15 protein-coding genes and 1 pseudogene are annotated in these 21,250 nt (G+C 73.0%); 6 read left to right on the plus strand and 10 right to left on the minus strand.

The window, feature by feature from the left end; genetic code table 11:
* Nucleotide 1: 1 nt before the first annotated feature.
* Nucleotides 2-1,267, minus strand: a complete 1,266-nt coding sequence (locus AC1Z4A_RS13350) for an amidohydrolase family protein (protein WP_483678590.1) — start codon at nucleotides 1,265-1,267, stop codon at nucleotides 2-4.
* A 159-nt stretch (nucleotides 1,268-1,426) separates the two neighbouring features.
* On the opposite strand from AC1Z4A_RS13350, the gene AC1Z4A_RS13355 reads away from it, so the two are divergent.
* Nucleotides 1,427-3,004, plus strand: coding sequence for a class I adenylate-forming enzyme family protein (locus tag AC1Z4A_RS13355; protein ID WP_483678594.1), 1,578 nt, complete (start codon nucleotides 1,427-1,429; stop codon nucleotides 3,002-3,004).
* A gap of 30 nt (nucleotides 3,005-3,034) precedes the next feature.
* Here the strand turns inward: AC1Z4A_RS13355 and AC1Z4A_RS13360 are convergent, their stop codons facing one another.
* Complete coding sequence (locus AC1Z4A_RS13360) at nucleotides 3,035-5,662, minus strand: protein kinase (protein WP_483678598.1); 2,628 nt, start codon at nucleotides 5,660-5,662, stop codon at nucleotides 3,035-3,037.
* Between the two features lie 286 nt (nucleotides 5,663-5,948).
* Nucleotides 5,949-7,454: pseudogene (locus tag AC1Z4A_RS13365) on the minus strand (serine/threonine-protein kinase); the annotation flags it as partial.
* 114 nt (nucleotides 7,455-7,568) lie between these two features.
* On the opposite strand from AC1Z4A_RS13365, the gene AC1Z4A_RS13370 reads away from it, so the two are divergent.
* Entirely contained in the window at nucleotides 7,569-8,738 is a 1,170-nt protein-coding gene (locus AC1Z4A_RS13370) for a serine hydrolase domain-containing protein (RefSeq protein WP_483678600.1), read from the plus strand.
* Between the two features lie 30 nt (nucleotides 8,739-8,768).
* On the opposite strand, the gene AC1Z4A_RS13375 is transcribed toward AC1Z4A_RS13370, so the two are convergent.
* Nucleotides 8,769-10,475: a glycerol-3-phosphate dehydrogenase/oxidase gene (locus tag AC1Z4A_RS13375; RefSeq protein WP_483678601.1), complete on the minus strand. Its 1,707-nt coding sequence runs from the start codon at nucleotides 10,473-10,475 to the stop codon at nucleotides 8,769-8,771.
* Between the two features lie 357 nt (nucleotides 10,476-10,832).
* Between AC1Z4A_RS13375 and AC1Z4A_RS13380 the strand changes: the two genes are divergently transcribed.
* Complete coding sequence (locus tag AC1Z4A_RS13380) at nucleotides 10,833-12,104, plus strand: nucleotide sugar dehydrogenase (protein ID WP_483678603.1); 1,272 nt, start codon at nucleotides 10,833-10,835, stop codon at nucleotides 12,102-12,104.
* 40 nt (nucleotides 12,105-12,144) lie between these two features.
* Here AC1Z4A_RS13380 and AC1Z4A_RS13385 read toward each other — a convergent pair whose 3' ends face one another.
* The 5 genes from AC1Z4A_RS13385 to AC1Z4A_RS13405 all read right to left on the minus strand — a co-directional run bounded on the left by AC1Z4A_RS13385 (nucleotide 12,145) and on the right by AC1Z4A_RS13405 (nucleotide 17,792).
* Nucleotides 12,145-13,293, minus strand: a complete 1,149-nt coding sequence (locus AC1Z4A_RS13385; RefSeq protein ID WP_483678607.1) for a rod shape-determining protein — start codon at nucleotides 13,291-13,293, stop codon at nucleotides 12,145-12,147.
* Between the two features lie 101 nt (nucleotides 13,294-13,394).
* On the minus strand, nucleotides 13,395-14,522 hold the full coding sequence (locus AC1Z4A_RS13390) for a GuaB3 family IMP dehydrogenase-related protein (RefSeq protein WP_483678608.1): 1,128 nt from the start codon (nucleotides 14,520-14,522) through the stop codon (nucleotides 13,395-13,397).
* Nucleotides 14,523-14,620: 98 nt separating this feature from the next.
* A complete protein-coding gene (gene guaB / locus AC1Z4A_RS13395) occupies nucleotides 14,621-16,123 on the minus strand; it encodes an IMP dehydrogenase (protein ID WP_483678609.1) in 1,503 nt (500 codons plus the stop codon).
* Between the two features lie 175 nt (nucleotides 16,124-16,298).
* Nucleotides 16,299-16,874, minus strand: coding sequence for a sigma-70 family RNA polymerase sigma factor (locus AC1Z4A_RS13400; RefSeq protein ID WP_483678611.1), 576 nt, complete (start codon nucleotides 16,872-16,874; stop codon nucleotides 16,299-16,301).
* Nucleotides 16,875-17,180: 306 nt separating this feature from the next.
* The gene (locus AC1Z4A_RS13405; protein ID WP_003948568.1) at nucleotides 17,181-17,792 is read right to left on the minus strand and encodes a response regulator transcription factor; all 612 of its coding nucleotides are present in this window, start codon (nucleotides 17,790-17,792) and stop codon (nucleotides 17,181-17,183) included.
* A 420-nt stretch (nucleotides 17,793-18,212) separates the two neighbouring features.
* Here AC1Z4A_RS13405 and AC1Z4A_RS13410 point away from each other — a divergent pair, with 420 nt between their 5' ends.
* On the plus strand, nucleotides 18,213-18,539 hold the full coding sequence (locus tag AC1Z4A_RS13410; protein WP_483678650.1) for a WhiB family transcriptional regulator: 327 nt from the start codon (nucleotides 18,213-18,215) through the stop codon (nucleotides 18,537-18,539).
* A gap of 155 nt (nucleotides 18,540-18,694) precedes the next feature.
* Here the strand turns inward: AC1Z4A_RS13410 and AC1Z4A_RS13415 are convergent, their stop codons facing one another.
* Nucleotides 18,695-19,606: a LysR family transcriptional regulator gene (locus tag AC1Z4A_RS13415; RefSeq protein WP_483678651.1), complete on the minus strand. Its 912-nt coding sequence runs from the start codon at nucleotides 19,604-19,606 to the stop codon at nucleotides 18,695-18,697.
* A 79-nt stretch (nucleotides 19,607-19,685) separates the two neighbouring features.
* On the opposite strand from AC1Z4A_RS13415, the gene AC1Z4A_RS13420 reads away from it, so the two are divergent.
* Together AC1Z4A_RS13420 and AC1Z4A_RS13425 are read left to right on the plus strand one after the other, a co-directional pair.
* Complete coding sequence (locus tag AC1Z4A_RS13420; protein ID WP_483678653.1) at nucleotides 19,686-20,450, plus strand: MOSC domain-containing protein; 765 nt, start codon at nucleotides 19,686-19,688, stop codon at nucleotides 20,448-20,450.
* Nucleotides 20,447-21,220, plus strand: coding sequence for an SDR family NAD(P)-dependent oxidoreductase (locus tag AC1Z4A_RS13425; RefSeq protein ID WP_483678654.1), 774 nt, complete (start codon nucleotides 20,447-20,449; stop codon nucleotides 21,218-21,220). Before AC1Z4A_RS13420 ends, AC1Z4A_RS13425 begins: the two co-directional genes overlap by 4 nt.
* Nucleotides 21,221-21,250 lie beyond the last annotated feature (30 nt).

Here is a 21,250-nt window from a genome sequence, read left to right on the forward strand (position 1 = left end):
GTCACGCGTCCGTGCCGCCGCGCCCCGGGACCGGACCCCCGCCCGTCCCCTTGCCCGCATGGCCGCCCCGCTCCTGCCACGGGTCCGGATCCAGGCCGAGCATCCGGATCGCATTGCCCCGCATGATCTTGTGGACGGTCTCGTCGTCCACGCCGCGCATGTGCGCGAGGGCCACCTGCCTGGTGTGGGGGAAGGTGGAGTCGACATGGGGATAGTCCGTCTCGAAGGTGGCGTTGTCGCGGCCCACCTCGTCGAGTGACGCCATTCCGTGTTTGTCGCGGAAGAAACAGCAGAAGATCTGCCGGTAGTAGTACGTGGAGGGCGGCTCGGGGATAAGGTCGCGGACGCCTCCCCAGGCACGGTGCTCGCGCCACACGTCGTCGGCGCGCTCCAGGATGTAGGGGATCCAGCCCATCTGCCCCTCGCTGTAGGCGAGTTTCAGGCGGGGGAAGCGCACGAGGACGCCGCTGAAGAGGAAGTCGGCCATCGACGTCATGGCGTTGTTGAAGGACAGCGTCGCCTGTACGGCGGTGGGGGCGTCGGGCGAGGCGGCGGGCATCTGCGAGGACGAGCCGATGTGCATGTTGACGACCGTGTCCGTCTCCTGGCAGACGGCGAAGAAGGGATCCCAGTAGCCGCTGTGGATGCTGGGCAGGCCCAGGTGGGTGGGCAGTTCGCTGAAGGTCACGGCCCGCACGCCACGGGCGGCGTTCCGCCGGATCTCCGCGGCTGCGAGGCCGACGTCCCACAGCGGCACGATGCACAGCGGGACGAGCCTGCCGCCGCTGTCGCCGCACCACTCCTCGACCATCCAGTCGTTGTAGGCCCGCACACACGCCAGGGCGACCTCCTTGTCGTGCGCCTCGGCGAAGGTCTGCCCGCAGAAGCGCGGAAAGGTCGGGAAGCAGAGGGACGCCTCCACGTGGTTGAGGTCCATGTCCTTCAGCCGCTCGGCGGGGTCCCAGCAGCCGGGCCGCATCTCGGCCCGGGTGATGCCTTCGAGGGTCATCTCGTCGCGGTCGAAGCCCACGGCGGCGATGGTGCGCTTGTACGGGAACCGGAGGTCTTCGTAGATCCACCAGTCGGTGGGCGGGCCGTCCGGGTCCATGGCGAAGCGGTACTTCCCGCCGCTGTACTCCAGTTCCCCGATGCCGTGGGTCAGCGGGCGCGGCCCGCGATCACGGTACTTGGCGGGCAGCCAGGCCTCGAAGAGATGGGCGGGCTCGATCACATGGTCGTCGACGCTGACGATGAGGGGCAGGTCCATGAGGGCTCCTTCTCCCGGCCCATCTTCTGACGCTCCGTCAGATATATGCCTCCGAGGCTAGCCCCGGCCCCCTGGACCGACAAGGCGTGGCGCCCTACGCTCCGGGCGGACTTGACGGTCAATCAGTCGCCCGACCGACTGCACTGCGAGGGGGGCCGCATGCCGACCGGTATCGCACAGGAACTGGCGGGTTCACGCACGCTGTGGGAGCTGCTCGACCGCCGTACCGCGCTCACGCCCGGCGCCCCGGCCCTCATCCAGGCCGACGAACACGACGGCAAGGTCGGCGCCGACCGCCGGCTGACCTTCGAGGGCTTGCGTGCGCGGGCGGAAGGGGTCGCCGCCTGGCTGCACACACTCGGCGTGCGGTCCGGGAGCCGCGTCGTCTGGCAGCTGCCGACGCGCATCGAGACGGTCGTCCTCAGCCTGGCCCTGGCCCGCCTCGGCGCCGTGCAGTCGCCCGTCATCCCGGCCTGCCGCGACCGGGAGACCGGTCACGTACTGCGCGCCACGAACGCCGAGTTCTTCGCAGTGCCGCGAGTCTGGCGCGGCTTCGACCACATGGCGATGGCCCGCCGCCTCGCCCTGTCGGTACCCACGCCTCCGCTGGTGTTCAACGCCTACGACGCCCTCCCGGAGGCCAGCACCGCCGCTCTGCCGCCTCCGCCCGCCGACGGCACGGACATCCGCTGGATCTACTGGACGTCCGGCACGACCTCCGACCCGAAGGGCGCCCTGCACACGGACCGCAGCCTCCTCGCCTCGGGCGCCTGCCTGGCCGAGGCCCTCGCCCTCACCCCGGACGACGTCGGCTCCATGGCGTTCCCCTACGCGCACGTGGCCGGGCCCGACTACACGGTGATGGCCCTCCTGTGCGGCTTCCCGGCCCTGCTCGTGGAGCACTTCGCCCTCCCCGGCTCCCTCGGCGCCTACCGCCGGAACCGCGTCACCGTGGCAGGCGGCTCCACCGCCTTCTACTCGATGTTCCTCGCCGAACAGCGCAAGGACCCCACCCGCAGGCTGATCCCCACGCTCCGGCTCCTGGCGGGCGGCGGAGCGCCGCTGCCCCCGGCGCTGTATCACGAGGTGGTCCGCGGGCTGGGCTGCCGGCTCGCCCACGGCTACGGCATGACCGAGGCGCCGGTGATCACCATGGGGGATCCGGCGGACCCGGCTTCGATACTCGCCACCACTGCCGGGCGGCCGGCGGCCTGCATGGAGATCCGTGTCGTCGGACAGGACGGCGAGCCGGTGCCCGCCGGCACCGACGGGGAGATACGGCTGCGCGGGGAGGCCGTCTGCCGGGGCTACCTCGATCCGCTCCGGACCGCCGAGGCATTCGACGCCGACGGCTTTCTCCTCACCGGCGATCTGGGCCACCTCACCGAGGACGGACACCTCGTGCTGACCGGCCGGGCGAAGGACGTCATCATCCGCAAAGGGGAGAACATCTCGGCCCAGGAGATCGAGCACCTGCTGCAGAGCCACCCGGGCGTGGCGGACGTCGCCGTCATCGGCCTGCCGGACCGGGCGCGGGGAGAGCGGGTCTGCGCCGTCGTCCAGCAGCCCGCGGGAGCCGCCCCGCTCACCCTGGAGAGCGTGGCCGCCCACCTGCTGGCGACGGGACTGGCCGTGCACAAGGTGCCCGAGCAGCTCGAGGTCGTGGACGCGCTGCCGCGCGGCGACACGCTCCGCAAGGTCCTCAAGCACAAGCTGCGCGAGCGGTTCGCCGACTGAGCCGCGCGCGCCACCGAAGGGGACGGAGCCTCAGCCGTGGGCCCGGTAGGTGGCCGTCGCCTGCTCGAAGAAGGTGTCCACCGAGCGCTGTTCGTCCATCGGGCCCCTCACCTGCACGAGGTGATAGCCGCCGTCCAGGAGCATCGCCGCGTTGCGCACATAGACCTGGCGGCCGCTGCTGTCGTTCCAGTTGAACGTGCCCTCCGCCGTCGCCGTCCCGCCCACGTCGATGCGGCGCAGGCCCGAGGCGCCCGACCAGGTCGAGGAGCGGTAGGGGGCCAGTTCCGGCTCCTTGTCCTGCTGGTAGGCCATGGGGTCCGCGCCGAACTCGGACACCTTGTCGCGGCCCGGCACCACGATCAGCTCGTAGTCGCCGCCGACGTAGACGACCTGGCCGCGCTCGTTCTCGCCGCGGCGCAGCCAGTCCTTGGCGACCGCCACCGTGAAGCCCTTGGGGTCCTTGCGCAGGGTGAAGCCCTTGGCGACGTCCCCGGGCTCCTGACTCACGTCGTCCTGCGTGCCGGAGGCGGACGTCTGGCCCATGCGTCCGGCGACGCCCGACCGTCCGGGGTCGGCACTGAGCGCTCCGGCGGCGCCGGTACGGTCCGACGAGGTCCGTCCGGCGCTCTCGTCGGCACGCGGCATGAACAGGAGCGCGTAGAGCACGGCACCGATGAGGGCGAGCAGGATCAGCCCGAGCAGCAGCCTGCCGAGCCGGTGCGGGGAGGGCGCGGTGCGCACCCGCTGCTCCTGGAGGTGTCCCGTGCTGTGGAATCCGCTGTGCTCGTGCCCCTGCCCGGCTCCGGCGGGCTCCTTGGCCGTTCTCTTGTGGCGGCCGTGCGCGGAGGCCGGCACCGGCCCGGCGGACCGGGCGGCCGTGCGCCCGAGCCTGCGGCGCACCAGCTCGCCGCGCCGCCGGACCACCGGAAGCCGCCGGACGTCGGCGGGCGCGGGGGCCCCGATCGACGGCACGGTGACCGTGCGGCTGCCGAGGTCGGGCTCCGGCGCGGACCGGATGAGGGAACGGAGCCAGCCGCGCAGTTCCTCGAACTCGGGGCGCTCGGCGGGGTCCTTGCGCATCAGCGACTCGACGACGGGCCGCAGGGCGCCGCACTCCTCGGCGTAGGCGGGCGGCTCGGCGCAGACCAGCTGGACGAGTTCGGCGGTGCTGTCCTCCGGGTAGGGGGCGTGCCCCTGCACGACGCGGAAGAGCAGGGCGCCCAGGGCCCACAGGTCCGCCGCGGGCCCGACGGGCGGTGCGAGCTGCCAGTTCTCCTGCACCGGCCAGGCCTGCTCGGGTGCCCAGCGCTCGGTGACGGCGCCCACCACGACCATGCGCGCCTGCCGGGCCCGTTCGGCGGCGAGGGCGCCGCCTGCGACGGCCGTGTGGCCCCAGCTCTCCGAGGAGCCCCGGGTGCCGGGAGCGGCCCCGGCAGCAGCGGCCGCCGGGGGCTCGGCCGCGGCCCGGCCCGGCGTGCCGGAGGCACCGGAGCCGTTCGGGCCGGGCGCGGCGCCCCGGGCGGCGTCCGCGGCGGGCGGCTCCGGACGGCCGGAGGGGCTGCCGGTGCCGTGCACCAGGGCGTCCGCGCTCCACGGCGGGGTGGACTCGGGCGCGGGCGCCCTGCCGCTGGCAGCGCTGCCGCCGCCCCAGGTGGACGCCCCGGTCGAGGGGCCGGAGGCGGCCTCGGCCGCCGCGCGGGCGGCGGCCCGGGCGGCCGCGTGATAGGCGGCGATCGCCCCGGATCGCAGCGCGCGGGCGTTGCGCGACTCGTCGCGCTCACCGCCGGTGCCCTGGCGCGGGAGTCCGCCCGCGGCTTGCTGGTCCCGGTACGCCGGCCCGCCCTGCGGCGGCACTCCGCCCGCGCGCCCGGCGGCGGGAGATGCAGGGCCGCCCTGTCCGGGCACCCGGCCGGCCGCGCCGGGCCGGGCTGTCTGCCCGGCGGCGCGGGCGGGGGGCACAGCCGCGCGGCCCGCGGTGCCCGGCCCGCCGACGGTGCCGCCCGGGGGCTGCGCGGATCCGCTCTGCCGCCCCGTCCTCCTAGGGACCGGGTCGTATCCGCAGAGCGCCTCCTCCGCGGCACCGGCCGCCAGACCCGTGAGGATGGCCCGGCCGTCGTCACAGATGAGGACCGTGCGGGCGGTGATGTTGCGGTGGGTCCAGCCCTGCGCATGCAGGGCCCGGAGGGCGGTGAGGACGTCGGCGGCCACCTCGGCCGCACGGTGGGGCGACAGGGTGCGCTCGGCGAGAAGGGCGGCGAGCGGGCGGGCGGAGACCAGCTCGCTGATGATCCAGAGGCTGCCCGCCTCGGCGAAGACGTGGAAGACCTGGTCGAGCCGGGGATGGTCGGGGACCTGCGCGGCGGCGGTGGCGGCCGCCAGGGCGCGGCGCACCGCCGGGTCACCGGCTCCCTGGACCGTGCTCCGGGCGCCGCCCGGCTCCCGGCCACCGGCCGCGGGACCACGGCCTCCGGGCCCGTGCGGGCCGTCGTCGCCCACGACTTCGGCGTCCACGACCTCCGGCAGGGGGATCTGCCGGACGAGGACCTCCTGACCGCTGTAGGTGTCGAAGGCCCGCGTCTCGACGAGTTCGAACGCCTCGGACGGAGGCAGTGGCAGACGGTAGCGGTCGGCGAGCACTCGGCCCGCGTAGTCGTCCACAACGCCTCCCCAATCGTGCGATCCGCCCAATCGTGCGATGCACCACCAACGGCCGAACAACCGTCAAAGCCGGTCATTCAACTGCCCATTGCGGCTGCGTACGGTCCTCGACGACTCACGATACGTGCCGAACCCGCCCCTTCGGGCCCGTACGGCTCAGTACGTCCCCGGCACGCCGCGCGGTATGCCTCCGTGCGCCTCCCCGTGCTCCCCCTGCCCTCCCCGGAAGGGGGCCAGAGGGGGGAAGGAGCGGGGTGCGGCGCCCTTACCGCCCTGCCGGCACGGTGGCGGACACTGCCGCCTTCTTGTGCGAGGGGGAGGAACCGCCCTTGCCGTCGGCGTCCTTGCCACCGCCGCTCAGCGTGAGCGCGAGCACCGTGCCGACGACCGCGAGGACGACCACGACGGCGGCGATGAGCAGCACCCGGCGCGGCACGACGTCCGTGATCGAGGCGCGGCCGTAGGTGCCGGTCCGCATGCCACGGCCGCCCCGGGCGCCCGCGGCGACGCTTCCCACGCGCAGCTTCACGGGCTGTCCCAGCCCTTCCGACTGCGACGAGCCGGCCGGAGTCACGTCGCGCAGCGGCCGGAAGGAGCCACGGGTCCGCTCGGTGGGGGCGTCCGTCGGCCGCGGGGCGGCGCCCGCCGAGAAGCGCGCCGACGCCGAGGAGGAACGCGAGGCCGAAGAGGGCGAAGAGGACGAGGAGGGCGCCGACGACCGCGCGCCGGCGCCGCTGCTGCCGAAGCTGCTCCTCTTCGCCTTGTACGACGAGTTGGCGGACGGCTTCGCCCCGCCCGCCCCACCGGTCGCACCCGCACCGGCCGACGGCGCGGCCGCCGACCGGGACCGCTTGTCGGACACGGACGGGATGTTCGGCAGGGTCGGCATGGCGATGGCCTGGGTGGCCTCCAGGTCCGGCGTGGGCTCGGGTGCCCTCGGCAGGCGCTCGTCCGGGGCGTTGACGGCGTCCGTCAGCAGGGCGCGCGCGCCCGCCTCGTCCAGCCGCTTCTGCGGGTCCTTGGCCAACAGCCCGTACATGACACCCTCCAGCGGACCCGCGTTCTTCGGCGGGCCCAGCGGCTCGGTCATGACGGCGGTGAGGGTCGCGATGGCCGACCCCTTGTCGTACGGGGGCATGCCCTCGACGGCCGCGTACAGCAGACCGCCCAGCGACCACAGGTCGGCCGGGGGGCCGGGCTTCTGACCACGTGCCCGTTCGGGGGATATGTACGAGGGCGCGCCGACGAGCATGCCGGTCGAGGTGACCGAGGGGTCGCCCTCGACCTGTGCGATGCCGAAGTCGGTGAGGACGACACGGCCGTCGTCCGCGATGAGCACGTTCGAGGGCTTCACGTCGCGGTGCAGGATGCCCTCGCGGTGCGCCGCGCGCAGCACGTCGAGAACGGCCAGGCCGACCTCGGCGGCTCTGCGCCACTTGAGCGGCCCGTCCTCGCGGATGACATCGGCGAGCGAGCGGCCCTCGATCAGCTCCATGACGATCCACGGGCGGTCGTCCTCGTGCACGACGTCGTAGACGGTCACCGCGCCCGCGCTGCGGATGCGGGCGATCGCCTTCGCCTCGCGCAGCGTGCGGGTGATGAGGCGACGCTTCTCGTCCTCGTCGATGTTCGCGGGGAAGCGCAGCTCCTTGACCGCGACCGTGCGCCCCAGGGTCTCGTCGGTCGCCCGCCAGACCGTGCCCATGCCACCACGCCCGAGGACGCCCCCGAGGCGGTATCGCCCGGCGAGGAGGCGCCCTGTCGTGCCCTGCGTCTGCTCCGCCTCCGACATGCGTCCCCTCTGGCAATCAGCTCTGCGACCAACCGACCCTGGCAGAGCCACCATTGTCTCTCATCCGCGGACCGGTGGAAGGCCAGGGTCCGAGAGCCCATGGATGATGGGCGCATGCCGACGCGTATCGCCCTCCCGCGCCTCACCGCGGCTCTGACCGCAGCATGCTGCGCCCTGACGGCATCGGTGACGACGGCATGCGGCGGCGTCGTCGCCCGCTCCTCAGTTCTACAGGACATGGTTTCGGAGCGCACGGTTCCAGGGGCCGCCGAGCTGTCACAAGATGCTCACGGGTCGCCCCGGTTCAGCACCGCGGGGGTGGCCGATGTGCGTACCGGCCGTCGTATCCGCCCCACGGACCGCTTCCGCGCGGGGAGCATCACCAAGACCGTCCTCGCCACCGTCGTCCTCCAGCTCGTGGCCGAGCACCGGCTGAACCCGGACGATCCGGTCACCGCACACCTCCCGCCCCCGACCGCGGCCGCCCTCGACGCCCGGCCCGGCGGGCGGACGGTCACGGTCCGCCAACTCCTCACCCACACCAGCGGGCTGTTCTCCTACACCGACGACAGCGCCTTCTTCGGACGCTTCCTCGGCCCGGGCTCCGCCGCGCACCGCTTCGAGTCCCACTCCCCCGAAGCGCTGGTGCGGACGGCCCTGGCGCACCCTCCGTACGGGCCGCCCGGAGCGGGCTACCGCTACTCCAACACCGATTACCTACTCCTTGGTATGGCCATCCGTCAGGTCACCGGCCACTCCTACGCCGCCGAGGCCGAACGGCGCGTCATCGACCCCTTGCACCTCACAGGCACCAGCTTTCCCGGCACCCGCACCTCGCTCCCGCGCCCGCACGGCCGCGCCTACAGCACAGTCGTCCGGGGCCCGGGCCGCGGCCGGGCGCCCCGCATCACCGACGTCACCGACCTCAACCCCTCCGCGGCGGGCGCCGCGGGCGAGCTGGTCTCCACGCTCCCCGACCTCAACCGCTTCTTCGCCGCCCTGCTCGGCGGCGAGCTGCTGCCCCCGGCGGAGCTGCGGGCCATGCGCGACACCTCGGCCTCGGGCGGCCGCTACGGCATGGGGCTGTTCCCCGTGCGGCTGCCCTGCCGACGCACCGTGTGGGGCCACAACGGCGAGATCAACGGCTCGTACGTCCAGACGCTGGGCACCCCGGACGGCCGACACGTGGTCAGCTACCGGGCCAACAGCGACGCGCGTCTTCCCGCCCGGGCCGAAGCGAGGCTCCTGCGAGCGGAGTTCTGCACGCCGCGCCGGACGGGCTGAGCGCCGGGGGGCCGGCGGGCCGGACACCCCCTAGAGCGGCTGGATCTCCGGTGCCCCCAGCCGTGCCGCATCCGCCGTCAGGTCATCGGGCTGGAGCTGTGATTCGCGCTCCGCCTCCACGCGCTTCTCGTAGTGCTCGACCTCCTTGTCGACCTGCGCGGCGTCCCAGCCCAGGATCGGGGCGATCAGCCCGGCCGCCTCGCGGGCGCTGCGCGTACCCCGGTCGAAGGTCTCGATCGAGATCCTCGTCCGGCGCGTGAGCACGTCGTCCAGGTGTCGCGCCCCCTCGTGCGAGGCGGCATAGACGATTTCCGCCCGCAGGTAGTCCTCGGCGGCCGCGAGCGGCTCGCCCATCGACGGGTCGGCGACGACGTAGGCCAGCACCTCGTCGATCAGCGACCCGTACCGGTTGAGCAGGTGTTCGACGCGGGCCACGTGCAGGCCGGTGCGCAGGGCGAGCCGGGCGCGCCCGTTCCACATCGCCCGGTAGCCCTCCGCGCCGACCAGCGGCACATCCTCGGTGACGCAGTCCGCCACCCGCTGGGAGAGGCCGTGCACCGCCTCGTCCACGGCGTCCTTCGCCATCACCCGGTACGTGGTGTACTTGCCGCCCGCCACGACCACCAGGCCCGGCACCGGGTGGGCCACGGTGTGCTCGCGCGAGAGCTTGCTGGTCGCGTCCGACTCCCCGGCCAGCAGCGGGCGCAGCCCGGCGTAGACGCCCTGCACGTCGGCCCGGGTCAGCGGCACCGAGAGGACCGAGTTCACGTGCTCCAGCAGGTAGTCGATGTCGGCGCTGGAGGCCGCCGGGTGGGCCTTGTCCAGGTCCCAGTCCGTGTCCGTGGTGCCGATGATCCAGTGTCTGCCCCAGGGGATCACGAACAGCACGCTCTTCTCGGTGCGCAGGATGAGCCCGGTGGTGGAGTGGATGCGGTCCTTGGGCACGACCAGGTGGATGCCCTTCGAGGCCCGTACGTGGAACTGACCGCGCTCGGCGATGAGCCCCTGGGTGTCGTCCGTCCACACCCCTGTGGCGTTGACGACCTGCCGGGCGCGGATCTCGAACTCTCCGCCCTGCTCGAGGTCGCGCACGCGGGCGCCGACCACGCGCTCGCCCTCGCGCAGGAAGCCCACCACCCGCGCCCGGTTGGCGACGTCGGCGCCGTAGGCGGCGGCCGTGCGCACGAGGGTGGTCACGTAGCGGGCGTCGTCCATCTGGGCGTCGTAGTACTGGAGGGCGCCGATCAGGGCGTCCTTGCGCAGGCAGGGCGCGACCCGCAGCGCGCGGCGGCGGCTGAGGTGGCGGTGGACCGGCAGCCCCCGCCCGTGCCCGGAGGAGACGGACATCGCGTCGTAGAGCGCCACGCCCGCGCCCGCGTAGCAGCGCTCCCAGCCTCTGTGCTGGAGCGGGTAGAGGAAGGGCACCGGCCTGACCAGGTGCGGGGCCAGCCGCTGGAGCAGCAGCCCGCGCTCCTTGAGGGCCTCGCGGACGAGGGCGAAGTCGAGCATCTCCAGGTAGCGCAGCCCGCCGTGGATGAGCTTGCTGGAGCGGCTGGAGGTGCCCGCGGCCCAGTCCCGGGCCTCGACGAGGCCGGTCGCGAGGCCGCGGGTGGCCGCGTCCAGCGCGGTGCCCGCGCCGACCACGCCGCCGCCGACCACGAGGATGTCCAGTTCCCGATCCGCCATCCGGGCGAGCGCTTCGCCGCGCTCGGCCGGCCCGAGTGTCGCCGTCCTCACCACTGCCTCCCGCCTGACCGCTGTCGCCGCCGCTGCCGGTGGCCCGTCGCCGCCGGACCGGCACGCCCGCTCCGGCCGCGCAGCTCGCCCGCGCCGCGCCGTACGGAACCCGTCCTCCTCCGATGCTGCCCCAGAACGGCCGCTTCGGCCGTGCCGGAACCGGGCTCGCCGCAGCGGCCGGGCCGCCTCCGGCGCCGGGGCCCGGGCGGCGGACCGTACGACGGACCGGACGGCGGGTCCGGACAACCTCCCAGGCCACGGCCGCGGCAATACCGCATAACAGTCATATATCCGCCTAACCTTATGTAACGGCCGATCCCCGCCGGAAATCCCCTCCGGGAAGGACCGCATCCCGCCATGCCCGCAGACCTCGCCGTCATCGGCCTCGGCCCCTTCGGCCTTCCCCTGGCGCAGGCCGCCGCCGCGGCCGCCATCCCGACCGTCGGCTACGACACCGATGCCCGCGTCGTCGCCGCGCTCCGGGCCGGCCACCTGCCCGCCGAGGGCGGCGACGGCTCCCTCACCGCCGCCGGGATCCGCCGGATGCTCTCGGCCGGCTTCCGCGCCACGACCGAGGACGCCGAGCTGGGCCGGGTCCGCACGGCCGTGATCTGCGTGCCCACCCGGCTGGGCGAGGACCGTGCCCTGGATCTGACGGCCATCGGCGACGCCGCCCGGGTGCTGGCGTCCCGGCTGCGCCCGCACACCACCGTGCTCCTGGAGTCGGCCGTCTACCCCGGCACCACGGAGGAGTACCTGCGGCCCCTCCTCGAGGAGGGCTCGGGGCTGCGTGCCGGCCGCGACTTCCACCTCGCCTACTCCCCCAGCCGCATCGACCCCGGCAACCGCCGCCACGGCTTCGCCAACACCCCCAGGGTCATCGGCGGCCTCACCCCCGCCTGCACGGAGGCGGCCGCCGCCTTCTACGGGCGCATCTGCGAGAAGGTCGTCCGCGCCCGCGGCCTGCGCGAGGCCGAGGCCGTCAAGGTCCTGGAGACCAACTACCGGCACGTCAACATCGCGCTCGCCAACGAGATGGCGGTCTTCTGCCACGACATCGGCGTCGACCTCTGGGACGTCGTGCGCTGCGCGGAGACCAAGCCCTTCGGCTTCCAGGCGTTCCGCCCCGGCCCCGGCGTGGGCGGCTACGGGGTGCCCCTCGACCCCAACTACCTCTCCTACAAGGGCCGCAGCCTCGGCTATCCGCTGCGCATGGTGGAACTGGCCCAGGAGATCAACGGGCGGATGCCGCGCTACGTCGTCCAGCGCTGCGCCATGCTCCTCAACGAGCACGGCAAGTCGGCGCGCGGCGCCCGCGTCCTGCTGCTGGGCGTCAGCTACAAGGCCGACGTCGGGGACGAGGAGGGCTCGCCCGCCCGCGAGATCGCCGCCCGGCTGGTGGAGATGGGCGCCCAGCTCAGCTACCACGACCCCCATGTGCCGCAGTGGCGCGTCCTCGGCCAGCCGGTGCCGCGCGCCGACGGCCTGTACGAGGCGGCGGCCGCTGCCGACCTGACGGTGCTTCTCCAGCACCACCGCACGTACGACATGCAGGGGCTCGCGGTCAAGGCGCAGCTGCTGCTGGACACCCGGGGCGCGAGCCCCGCCGTCGCGACGCACCGGCTGTAACGGCGCCGGTCCCGGCGTACGGGCCTACGGGTCTACGGGCCTACAGCCGCCCCGTCGACAGCATTCGCGGCTGGGCGTCGAGGACGGTGCGGAGCGAGGAGAAGTCCTCCACGCAGCGCCCGGTGCCCACGGCCACGCAGTCCAGCGGGTCGTCGGCGACCAGCACCGGGATGTCGAGTTCCGAGCTGAGCCGCACGTCCAGGCCGCGCAGCAGCGCACCGCCGCCGGTGAGGACGATGCCGCGGTCCATGATGTCGCCGGACAGCTCCGGCGGCGTCTCGTCGAGCGTCTGGCGCACCGCCATGACGATGGCGTCCACCGGCTCGGCCAGCGCCTGCCGGATCTCGTCCGCCGTCAGCTCCAGGGTCTTGGGCAGCCCGCTGACCTGGTCCCGGCCGCGGATCGTGCAGCGGTCCCCGGGCCGCAGGCCCTGGGTCTCCTCCGAGTCGGCGACCGCCGCCGAATCCCCGTTCCGCTCCTGCTGCTTGGACAGGGCCGAGAGCCCGGAGGCCGACCAGTAGCCGGTGCGCGAGGCGGAGCCGATGCTCATCTTCAGCTCCTCGGCCGTGCGCTCGCCGATGGCCAGGGCGTACTCCTTCTTGATGTACGACATGATGGCCGCGTCCATCGCGTCGCCCGCCGTCCGCACCGAGCGCGCGGTGACGATCCCGCCCAGCGAGATCACCGCGACCTCGGTCGTGCCGCCGCCGATGTCGACGACCATGCAGCCGGTGGGCTCGCTGACCGGCAGGCCCGCGCCGATCGCCGCCGCCATCGGCTCCTCGACCAGGTGCACCTGCCGGGCGCCCGCCCGGGCCGCGGCCTCGATGACGGCACGGCGTTCGACGCCCGTGATGCCGGACGGCACACAGACCACGACGCGCGGCCGGGAGAAGCGGCGGTTGCCCATGACCTTCTTGATGAAGTGCCGCAGCATCCGCTCGGCCACCTCGAAGTCGGCTATGACGCCGTCGCGCAGCGGGCGTATCGCGACGATGTTCGAAGGGGTCCGGCCGATGGTCTCCTTGGCCTCGAAGCCCACCGAGAGCACGCTGCCGTCCTCGGCGTTGACGGCGACGACTGATGGCTCGTTGAGCACCACCCCCTTCCCCCGTACGTACACCAGCGTGTTCGCGGTGCCGAGGTCGATGCCCATGTCCCTGCCGCTGAACGACTTGCTTTGCGCCATAAGTCGCCAGTATTCCCTATAGCCGAACCCTTATACGGAGCTGACGGGGACACAAAGGGCCCGGCCCGCCTGACGGCGGACCGGGCCCCGGAGAAGCTGCGTCAGCGCTTGTCGTGCTGCGACGGGGCGACCGTCACCTCGACGCGCTGGAACTCCTTCAGCTCGCTGTAGCCCGTGGTCGCCATGGCCCGGCGCAGCGCGCCGAAGAAGTTCATGGAACCGTCCGGGGTGTGCGAGGGGCCGAGGAGGATCTCCTCGGTGGTGCCGACCGCACCCAGGTTCATGCGCTTGCCGCGCGGCACGTCCTCGTGGACGGCCTCCATGCCCCAGTGGTGGCCGCGGCCCGGCGCGTCGGTGGCGCGCGCGAGCGGGGAGCCCATCATCACGGCGTCGGCACCGCAGGCGATGGCCTTCGGCAGGTCGCCGGACCAGCCCACGCCGCCGTCCGCGATGACGTGGACGTAGCGGCCGCCGGACTCGTCCATGTAGTCCCGGCGGGCGGCGGCCACGTCGGCGACCGCGGTGGCCATCGGGACCTGGATGCCCAGGACGTTGCGGGTGGTGTGCGCGGCGCCGCCGCCGAAGCCGACGAGGACACCGGCCGCGCCCGTGCGCATCAGGTGCAGCGCGGCGGTGTAGGTGGCGCAGCCGCCCACGATCACCGGCACGTCCAGCTCGTAGATGAACTGCTTGAGGTTCAGCGGCTCGGCGGCGCCGGAGACGTGCTCGGCGGAGACGGTCGTACCGCGGATCACGAAGATGTCCACGCCGGCGTCCACGACGGCCTTGGAGAACTGCGCGGTGCGCTGCGGGGAGAGCGCGGCGGCGGTCACGACACCGGAGTCGCGGACCTCCTTGATGCGCTGCCCGATCAGCTCCTCCTTGATCGGAGCGGCGTAGATCTCCTGCATGCGCCGGGTCGCGGCGTGCTCGTCCAGCTCGGCGATCTCGGCCAGCAGCGGCTCCGGGTCCTCGTAGCGGGTCCACAGACCCTCGAGGTTCAGCACGCCGAGGCCGCCCAGCTCGCCGATGCGGATGGCGGTCTCGGGCGAGACGACCGAGTCCATCGGGGCGGCCAGGAACGGCAGCTCGAAGCGGTAGGCGTCGATCTGCCAGGCGATCGAGACCTCCTTCGGGTCGCGGGTACGGCGACTCGGGACGACGGCGATGTCGTCGAATGCGTACGCCCGGCGGCCGCGCTTGCCGCGCCCGATCTCGATCTCAGTCACGTTTGTGGCCTTTCCTTCTACGTCTGCCGCGTTCCAGTATCCCCGACGCGGCGAAGCCCGCGGCCTGTACTGCCGCGGGCTTCTTGAAACACGTACTACTACCGGCGGGAGTAGTTAGGCGCTTCCACGGTCATCTGGATGTCGTGCGGGTGGCTCTCCTTCAGGCCCGCCGAGGTGATGCGGACGAAGCGGCCCTTGTCCTTCAGCTCCTGGATGTCCGCCGAGCCGACGTAGCCCATGGAGGCGCGCAGGCCGCCGATGAGCTGGTGGGCGACCGAGGCCAGCGGGCCCCGGTAGGGGACCTGGCCCTCGATGCCCTCGGGCACCAGCTTGTCCTCGGAGAGGACGTTGTCCTGGAAGTAGCGGTCCTTCGAGAACGAGCGGGCCTGGCCGCGCGACTGCATCGCGCCCAGGGAGCCCATGCCCCGGTAGGACTTGAACTGCTTGCCGTTGATGAAGACCATCTCGCCCGGCGACTCCTCGCAGCCCGCCAGCAGCGAGCCGAGCATCACCGTGTCGGCACCGGCGGCGATCGCCTTGGCGATGTCGCCGGAGTACTGCAGGCCGCCGTCGCCGATCAGCGGCACACCCGCCGCGTGGCACGCCTGGGCGGCCTCGTAGATGGCCGTGACCTGCGGGACGCCGATGCCGGCGACGACGCGGGTGGTGCAGATGGAGCCGGGGCCGACGCCGACCTTGACGCCGTCCACGCCCGCGTCGATCAGCGCCTGGGCACCGTCGCGGGTGGCGACGTTGCCGCCGACGACGTCGACGTTGATGTTGGACTTGACCTTGGCGATCATGTCGAGGATGCCCCGGCTGTGGCCGTGGGCGCTGTCGACGACCAGGAAGTCGGCACCGGCCTCGACAAGGGCCTGGGCGCGCTCGTAGGCCTCGTCGCCGACGCCGACCGCGGCACCGACGACCAGGCGGCCCTCGGAGTCCTTGGCGGCGTTCGGGTACTTCTCGGCCTTGACGAAGTCCTTGACCGTGATCAGGCCCTTGAGCACGCCGGCGTCGTCCACCAACGGCAGCTTCTCGATCTTGTGGCGGCGGAGCAGCTCGATCGCGTCCTCGCCGGAGATGCCCACCTTGCCCGTGACCAGCGGCATGGGGGTCATGATCTCGCGCACCGCGCGGCGGCGGTCCAGCTCGAAGGCCATGTCGCGGTTGGTGACGATGCCGAGCAGCTTGCCCGCCGCGTCGGTGACCGGCACACCGCTGATGCGGAACTTGGCGCAGAGCGCGTCCGCGTCGGCGAGGGTGGCGTCCGGGCGGACGGTGATCGGGTCGGAGACCATGCCGGACTCCGAGCGCTTGACCAGGTCGACCTGGTTGGCCTGGTCCTCGATGGAGAGATTGCGGTGCAGCACGCCCGCGCCGCCCTGGCGGGCCATGGCGATCGCCATGCGCGCCTCGGTCACCTTGTCCATGGCGGCGGACAGCAGCGGGATGTTGACCCGGACGTTGCGCGAGACCCGGGACGAGGTGTCCACGGCGTTCGGCAGGACCTCGGAGGCGCCCGGCAGCAGCAGGACGTCGTCATATGTCAGACCGAGCATCGCGAATTTCCCGGGCATTCCGTCGACGTTGTCAGTCATGACACCTTCCCAAATGGTCTTGCCTCGGCGAGGACTCCCATGCTAACGGCCGTCACGGGTGTCCCATTCCACGACGACTGAGTCACTCGTCACTTGGAGATTCGCACAAGAGGGGCTGCCGACGGGCCCTGGGAACGCCGAGGACACGGCATGCCTCCTTGTGTTCGCTTGGTGCTCACTGCTCGGCGAGCGCCCGCAGCCGGCTGAGCGCCCGGTGCTGGGCGACCCGCACGGCGCCGGGCGACATGCCCAGCATCTGTCCGGTCTCCTCCGCCGTCAGCCCCACGGCGACGCGCAGCAGCAGCAGCTCCCGCTGGTTCTCCGGAAGGCTGGCGAGCAGTTTCTTGGCCCACTCCGCATCGCTGCTGAGGAGCGCGCGCTCCTCCGGGCCGAGGGAGTCGTCGGGCTGCTCCGGCATCTCGTCGGAGGGCACGGCCGTGCTGCCCGGATGGCGCATGGCGGCGCGCTGCAGGTCGGCGACCTTGTGCGCGGCGATGGCCACGACGAACGCCTCGAAGGGCCGCCCCGTGTCGCGGTAGCGCGGCAGCGCGCACAGCACCGCGAGGCAGACCTCCTGGGCCAGGTCGTCGACGAAGTGGCGGGCGTCGCCCGGAAGTCGCGACAGCCGTGTGCGGCAGTAGCGCAGGGCGAGCGGGTGCACCAGGGCGAGCAGGTCGTGAGTGGCCCGCCGGTCACCCTCGACGGCGCGGGCGACGAGCGCGCCAATGGCTGTCGTGTCGTCGTCGCGCATCGGTCCATGGTGCCTTGGCGCCGCATCCTCCGCGGCACCGCATCCGTAGTTGTGCACCGAAGCGTTATGAGCGGGTGCGCCGGCGGTCATGTCCCGCGCCCTCCCATCACGCCTGCCCGAGCCGTCCCCGAGGAACTCCATACTCCAAGGATGCGGCAGCGCGCGGGAAACGTGCAGCGGGGCCGGAAGCGGCGACCGCCGCACCGGGGCGCACAACGCTCCGCCCCGCCCGCTCCCCGGCGGGCGGGGTCCCTCGGTCCCCCGCTTCGCTGCACGGTCACGCCGCCCGAGCTGCCCCGGTCGTGCCTAGCGGACCAGACCCCAGCGGAAGCCGAGCGCCACCGCGTGCGCCCGGTCCGAGGCGCCCAGCTTCTTGAACAGCCGGCGGGCGTGGGTCTTGACGGTGTCCTCCGAGAGGAACAGCTCCCGGCCGATCTCCGCGTTGGACCGGCCGTGGCTCATGCCCTCGAGCACCTGGATCTCCCGGGCGGTGAGCGTGGGCGCGGCGCCCATCTCCGCCGACCGCAGCCGCCGCGGGGCGAGCCGCCACGTGGGGTCGGCGAGCGCCTGGGTCACGGTGGCCCGCAGCTCGGCGCGGGAGGCGTCCTTGTGCAGATAGCCGCGCGCCCCGGCGGCGACCGCGAGCGCGACCCCGTCCAGGTCCTCGGCCACGGTGAGCATGATGATGCGGGCGCCGGGGTCGGCGGACAGCAGCCGGCGCACGGTCTCCACACCGCCGAGGCCGGGCATGCGTACGTCCATCAGAATGAGGTCCGAACGATCGGCGCCCCAGCGGCGGAGGACTTCCTCGCCGTTGGCCGCCGTCGTCACGCGCTCGACGCCGGGCACGGTCGCCACCGCGCGACGGAGCGCTTCTCGGGCAAGCGGGGAGTCGTCGCAGACGAGGACGGATGTCATGGCCGCCCTCCGCAGCTGATGCGCGTCACCTTGAGCCTCCAGAGGCTGGTACTGATCGTCACCTGTGCGGTCGACGACGCTCGGGCACCTGCCACCCGCCCGACTGCTTCACGCGTCAACCGCCTCCGCACTCTCAACGACGGTCACCCGAAAGAGTTACGGGCTCGGTCGGCCGTGTTCGGCACTCTACGTGAGGGCGCGGACACGGAGCAGGGCGCACAGGGGGCGCCCGCTCCACCGGCCAAGCTATGCCCCATTTGCCCAGTCGGACCTGTTTTTCTTCCCATTTGCTGCCATCTGTGGCTAGATTCGCAATGAGTCATATTTTCATCTGCTCAGATAGCAGACGTGCGGACCTGGGCACCGCACGGAACGCTTCGACGCTTCGTATCGATTCGCATCGCTTCGAGGGGACAAGCAATGGCAGATTTCTCCCGCCTTCCCGGTCCCAACGCCGACCTCTGGGACTGGCAGCTCCTGGCGGCGTGCCGAGGGGTCGACAGCTCTCTCTTCTTCCACCCCGAGGGTGAGCGCGGCGCCGCCCGCAGCGCCCGCGAGACCTCCGCGAAGGAGGTGTGCATGCGCTGCCCGGTACGCGCCGAGTGCGCGGCGCACGCGCTGGCGGTGCGGGAGCCCTACGGCGTGTGGGGCGGCCTCACCGAGGACGAACGCGAGGAACTCATGGGGCGTGCCCGGCACCGGGCCATCTCCGCGAGCGGCGCGGGCGCGGGCGCGATGACCGCCTGAGCGCCCCGGTCGCTTCGTGCACGGTTGAAGAAACGTTTTGACCGACCCCGCCGGATCCCCGCCCGCGCCCCCCGCGCGCCGTCGCACCCCTGCGCAGCACGCTCCGCCCGGGGGTCCCCCGCCCTGCGGGCCCCGGGGGCCCGGGGGTCTCCCGCTCAGCGGCGCGCCGCCTCCGCGAGCCGGTCCAGCATGGCCCCGACCGCCGGCACCCGGGCCAGGTCCGGAAGCGTGAGCGCCACGATCTCGCGCTGCACGACCGGCTCCACCGGCACCGTCCGCGCCCCCTTGGGCCGCACCGACTCCAGCGCCAGCTCGGGCATCACGGCCACCCCGAGCCCCGCGCCCACCAGCCCGAACACCGCCACGTAGTCGTCCGTCGCGAAGTCGATGCGCGGCGTGAAGCCCGCGCTCTCGCAGACCTCCACCAGGTGCCGCCGGCAGCGCGGGCAGCCCGCGATCCACGGCTCCAGCTCCAGCTCGCCGATCCCGATCCGCTCCGCCCCGGCCAGCCGGTGCCCCTCGGGCACCACACCGATGAGCCGGTCCGTCAGCAGCGGCCGTACGACCAGGTCGTCCCACTCCGCGGCGGCGGCCGGGTCCGCGCCGCGCACGTCGGGGTAGCGGAAGGCCAGCGCGATCTCGCAGTCGCCCTCGCGCAGCATCTCCACCGAGCGCGGCGGCTCGGCCTCGACCAGGGAGATCTGGGTGCCCGGGTGGGCGGCCCGCATCTCCGCGAGCGCGGTCGGCACCAGCGTGGAGCTGCCGCTGGGGAAGGAGACGAGCCGCACCCGGCCCGCGCGCAGCCCGGCGATCGCCGCGATCTCCTCCTCGGCGGCGGTCAGCCCGGCCAGGATTCCGGTGGCGTGCCGCACCAGGGCCTCGCCCGCCTCGGTCAGCCGCATCTCCCGGCCCGTGCGCACCAGCAGCGGCGTGCCCGTGGACTGCTCCAGGGCCTTCATCTGCTGGCTGACGGCGGGCTGGGTGCAGCCCAGCTCGCGGGCCGCGGCGGAGAAGGAACCGGTGGCGGCGACGGCGCGCAGCACCCTGAGATGACGAGCCTCGATCATATGCCGAGCATAAGCCCACCTTGGAGCGGGCGCGAAATAATCGCTCGCCGCTTTGAGATCCGGCGACTACCCTCGACCCATGCACCTGATCTCCGTCAATGCCGGCCGCCCCCGCACGGCCGACGACCGCGCGGGCACGGCGGGCGCGTTCACCGACGGCCTCGACACGGGCATCGACAAGCGCCCGGTCGACGGGCCGGTGGCCGTGGCGAGCCCCGGCCCCGCGGGCACGGCCGGCAGCGGCGTGGCCGGCGACACCATCCTCAACCTCCGCCACCACGGCGGCGACGATCAGGCGGTGTACGCCTTCGCGCGCGAGGACCTCGACCGCTGGGAGCGGGAGCTGGGCCGCGCCCTGCCCAACGGCTCGTTCGGGGAGAACCTCACCACCAGCGGACTGGATGTCAACGGCGCGCGCATCGGCGAGCGTTGGCGCATAGGTACGGATCTGCTGCTCGAGGTCACCGCGCCGCGCGTCCCCTGCCGCACCTTCGCCGACTGGCTGGGCGAGCAGGGCTGGGTACGCAGGTTCACCCAGGAGGCGGCGCCGGGCGCGTATCTGCGCGTCCTCGAACCCGGGCAAATACGGGCAGGAGACCCCATCGCGGTCGTCCACCGCCCCGGTCACGAGGTCAGCATCTCCGTCGCCTTCCGGGCCCTGACGACCGAACGGGACCTGCTGCCCGGCCTGCTGGCGGCCGGGGACGCGCTGCCCGCGCGGCTGCGGGAGAAGGCCGAGGCGTACGGAGAGCGTCAGAAGGCGTCCGCACAGCCCCCGGAGGAGCGACCGGAGGGGTGGGACGGACTTCACCGGGCGGCGCCGGGCACTAACGTTCCCGTATGACGACTGCACTGATCACGGGAGCCACGGCCGGCATCGGCGCGGCCTTCGCACGGCGGCTGGCGGCCGAGGGACACGATCTGGTCATCGTGGCCCGCGACGAGAAGCGGCTGAGCGAACAGGCGACCGAACTCCACGACCGCCACCGGGTGGAGGTGGAGGTGCTCCGCGCCGACCTGTCGGAGGAGGAGGGCATCGCGGCCGTCGAGGCCCGTCTCGCGGACCGCAAGAACCCGGTGGATCTGCTGGTCAACAACGCCGGTTTCGGCAACCGCGGCCGCTACCTCGAGGTCCCGATGGCCGACGAGCTGACGATGCTCAAGGTGCACTGCGAGGCGGTGCTGCGGCTGACGTCGGCCGCGGCGGCGAGCATGCGCGAGCGCAGACGCGGTGGGGTCGTCAACGTCGCCTCCGTGGCCGCCTTCGTGCCGCGCGGCACGTACGGGGCGAGCAAGGCGTGGGTGGTGCAGTTCACGCAGGGCGCGGCGCGGGATCTGGCGGGCAGCGGGGTGCGGCTCATGGCGCTGTGCCCGGGATTCGTCCGCACGGAGTTCCACCAGCGGGCCGGCATGGGGGTGGACAACGTGCCCGGCTGGATGTGGCTGGACGCGGACAAGCTGGTGGAGGCGGCGCTGAAGGACCTGGCGCGCGGCAAGTCGCTCTCCGTCCCGGATCCCCGTTACAAGGCGCTGACCGGCCTGATGAAGCTGGCGCCGCGCCGGGCGGTCTCGCGCGCGAGCGCCACGACGGGGCGCAGGTTCGGCCCGAACTGACGCTTCGTAATGATGCTTCGTACTGACGCG

The sequence above is a fragment of the Streptomyces sp. 17_S59 genome, assembly GCF_056930295.1.

Coding starts and splice junctions, on each gene's coding strand:
- guaB (WP_483678609.1), bottom strand. CDS start 16,123: ATGACTGACAACGTCGACGGAATGCCCGGGAAATTCGCGATGCTCGGT.
- AC1Z4A_RS13380 (WP_483678603.1), top strand. CDS start 10,833: ATGCCCGCAGACCTCGCCGTCATCGGCCTCGGCCCCTTCGGCCTTCCC.
- AC1Z4A_RS13425 (WP_483678654.1), top strand. CDS start 20,447: ATGACGACTGCACTGATCACGGGAGCCACGGCCGGCATCGGCGCGGCC.
- AC1Z4A_RS13420 (WP_483678653.1), top strand. CDS start 19,686: ATGCACCTGATCTCCGTCAATGCCGGCCGCCCCCGCACGGCCGACGAC.
- AC1Z4A_RS13410 (WP_483678650.1), top strand. CDS start 18,213: ATGGCAGATTTCTCCCGCCTTCCCGGTCCCAACGCCGACCTCTGGGAC.
- AC1Z4A_RS13355 (WP_483678594.1), top strand. CDS start 1,427: ATGCCGACCGGTATCGCACAGGAACTGGCGGGTTCACGCACGCTGTGG.
- AC1Z4A_RS13385 (WP_483678607.1), bottom strand. CDS start 13,293: ATGGCGCAAAGCAAGTCGTTCAGCGGCAGGGACATGGGCATCGACCTC.
- AC1Z4A_RS13400 (WP_483678611.1), bottom strand. CDS start 16,874: ATGCGCGACGACGACACGACAGCCATTGGCGCGCTCGTCGCCCGCGCC.
- AC1Z4A_RS13350 (WP_483678590.1), bottom strand. CDS start 1,267: ATGGACCTGCCCCTCATCGTCAGCGTCGACGACCATGTGATCGAGCCC.
- AC1Z4A_RS13370 (WP_483678600.1), top strand. CDS start 7,569: ATGCCGACGCGTATCGCCCTCCCGCGCCTCACCGCGGCTCTGACCGCA.
- AC1Z4A_RS13405 (WP_003948568.1), bottom strand. CDS start 17,792: ATGACATCCGTCCTCGTCTGCGACGACTCCCCGCTTGCCCGAGAAGCG.
- AC1Z4A_RS13415 (WP_483678651.1), bottom strand. CDS start 19,606: ATGATCGAGGCTCGTCATCTCAGGGTGCTGCGCGCCGTCGCCGCCACC.